This window comes from Sutterella sp. (assembly GCF_030539355.1).
In the GTDB taxonomy this organism is placed as follows: Bacteria; Pseudomonadota; Gammaproteobacteria; order Burkholderiales; family Burkholderiaceae_F; genus Sutterella.
The window spans coordinates 1-2,359 of the sequence record NZ_JAUNSF010000184.1; the positions used below are offsets into that span (position 1 = coordinate 1).

The following is a 2,359-nucleotide window of genomic DNA, read 5'->3' on the forward strand; positions in this document are numbered from 1 at the left end:
GATCCCGCCTCGCCCGCGAGGCTCGCGATGGACGAGCCTGCGCCCGAGGTCGTGACGACGCCTGAGTTGACGAGGGTCGTGACCGTGAGGCTCGTGAAGGAGACGGAGCCCGCGTTCGTTAATTCCCTGAACTCGCCCGCCGCATTGGTGATCGAGGCTCCTTCAGACACTGTCGCGCTGGTTTCGGCCGACCCGACGGTGCCGCCCGTCACGGTGCCGCCGAGCAGGTTGAGCGTCGCGGCGGCGATGATGCCGCCCGTGTTGTCGAGGTTTTTCTCAATCTCAAGCGTACCGGTGGCAAAGATGAGGCCGGAGTTCGTGCCGCCCGCGATCCAGGCCGAGTCCACACTGACGGTGCCCGAGTTCTGAATGTCCGAGACCGCGACGTTGCCCGATGCAGTGACTTCGGACGAGTTGACGAGGACGGCGGCGGTCAGGTCGGTGAAGGAAACGGATCCCGCGTTCGTGAGTTCAAAGAACGTGCCGGCCGCGTTCGTGATCGCAGCCCCGGCGGCGACCGTCGCCGTGCAGGCCTCGGCGCCGACCGTGCCGCCCGTGACCGTCCCCGAGAGGATGCTGAGCGTGTCCGCGGCTCCGAGCATGCCGTCGGTGTTGTCGATGTCGCCGGCGATCTCGAGGTTTCCCGTCGCAAAGACGACGCCGGAGTTGGAGCCGCCGCCGACGTAGGCGGTGTCCGCATAGACGGAGGCTGTGTTCGTGAGCTTCGTGACGGCAAGGCTTGTGAAAGAAACGGAGCCGGCGTTGGTGAGCTCCCTGAACTCGCCCGCCGCGTCCGTGATCGCGGCTCCTTCAGACACTGTCGCGGTGGTCTCGGCCGAGCCCACGGTGCCGCCCGTCACGGTGCCTGAGAGCAGGTTGAGCGTCGTGGCGGCGACAGTGCCGCCCGTGTTGTCGATGTTGCCCTCGACATCAAGCGTTCCGGTTGCGAAGATGAGGCCGGAGTTGGTGCTCGAGCTGACGGTGGACGGGATGCCGCTTCCGATGTAGGCAGACGCGACCTCGACGGTTCCCGTGTTCTCAAGCGACGCGAAGGAGGCGTTGCCCGAGACGGTGACGTTGCTCGAGTTCACGAGCTTTTCGACGGCAAGGTCCGTGAAGGAGACGGTGCCGGCGTTCGTGAGCGTGTCGAAGGCGCCCGCGGCATCCTTGATCGCCGCGCCCGCGGCAACCGTCGCCGAGCCCGTGTCGCCCCCGGCGTAGGTGATCGTGCCGCCCGTGACGGTGCCCGAGAGGATGTTGAGCGAACCGGCGGCGATGAGGCCGCCCGCGTTGTCGAGGTTCCCCTCGATGTCAAGCCTCTGCATCGCGAGGACCGAGCACGAGTTCGAGCCGCCGCCGATGTAGGCGGAGTCCACGTGGACGTAACCCGTGTTCTCTAGCGTCGTGATCGAGGGCTCCCCGACGTCGTGACCTCGGACGAGTTGACGAGCCTGTACGCGGAGAGGTCCGTGAAGGAGACAGTGCCGGCGTTCGTCAGCGTGCCGAAGGCGCCGGCCGCGTCGGTGATCGCAGCGCCCTCATAAACCGTCGCATTGGTTTCGGCGGAGCCGACGGTGCCGCCCGTGATGGTCCCGGCGAGAACGTTGAGGGTCGCGGGGGCGAGGACGCTCCCCGTGTTGTCGAGATCATCCGTGACATTGATCACGTCCTCGGCCGTGGAGGCATCGTCCGCCCGGGCGGGGCCGGCGGCAAGGACGAGGCTCCCCGCGAAGACCGCGAGGAGGGCTGTGGAGAGGGAGGTTCGGGAGAGTTTCATGGTGAGGGTCCCATGGGGAGACAAACGAATTTCCGAGCCGGTCCGCCCGGGCGCGCTCTTCGGTTCTGAATGCCCGGGGTGCCTGACCGGCCGCCGTCCTTGAAGGGCGGCGGAGACTTGTGCCCGCCATTATCGTTACAGTCCGGGTCGTCTGCCTGTATACAGACGCATCACTCATTCGGGATCAAGGATGAGGGGGCGTGAGGGATTCTGTTTACGGAGCCTCAGGCCTTTTCAGGGCCGGCATCGTGGTTCAACCGGGGCCGTTCACGGATCCCCGGCCTCCTCTGGAAGTTCGTCCCACAACGCTCTCGCTCCTAGTCGTCGAGGACGTGACCAAACCGATGGTTACGAAGACAACCGGAGTGGTCTTCTTGACTGTCCAAAAGGCAGAAGTACTCCTCTTGGAAGAAGCTTGTGTATACAAAAAGGGGTTGCCGTAGTCACGCTGGTAAGGCGAAGGCTGGCAACCCCGATTTGGTATTAAACCTAAAAAGTCTTCAAGACAGTTCAGGTAATGTCGTTCATTAGAGATTCTTCTTCAGGAAAAGAGACTGATTGATCTTGTCAAAGATCTCCTGA

The 2,359-nt window shown here is 64.1% G+C and carries 2 protein-coding genes; both read right to left on the reverse strand.

All coding sequences use genetic code 11. The features are described from left to right. On the reverse strand, positions 1-1,376 hold a 1,376-nt coding region (locus Q4F91_RS13345), incomplete at its 3' end, for a beta strand repeat-containing protein (protein WP_368661019.1). A gap of 20 nt (positions 1,377-1,396) precedes the next feature. Beyond that, positions 1,397-1,777, reverse strand: a complete 381-nt coding sequence (locus Q4F91_RS13350; RefSeq protein ID WP_303338222.1) for a hypothetical protein — start codon at positions 1,775-1,777, stop codon at positions 1,397-1,399. Positions 1,778-2,359: the final 582 nt, after the last annotated feature.

Bases quoted from the DNA above. Each gene is read 5' to 3' on its own strand.
- Q4F91_RS13350 (WP_303338222.1), bottom strand. From the start codon at position 1,777: ATGAAACTCTCCCGAACCTCCCTCTCCACAGCCCTCCTCGCGGTCTTC.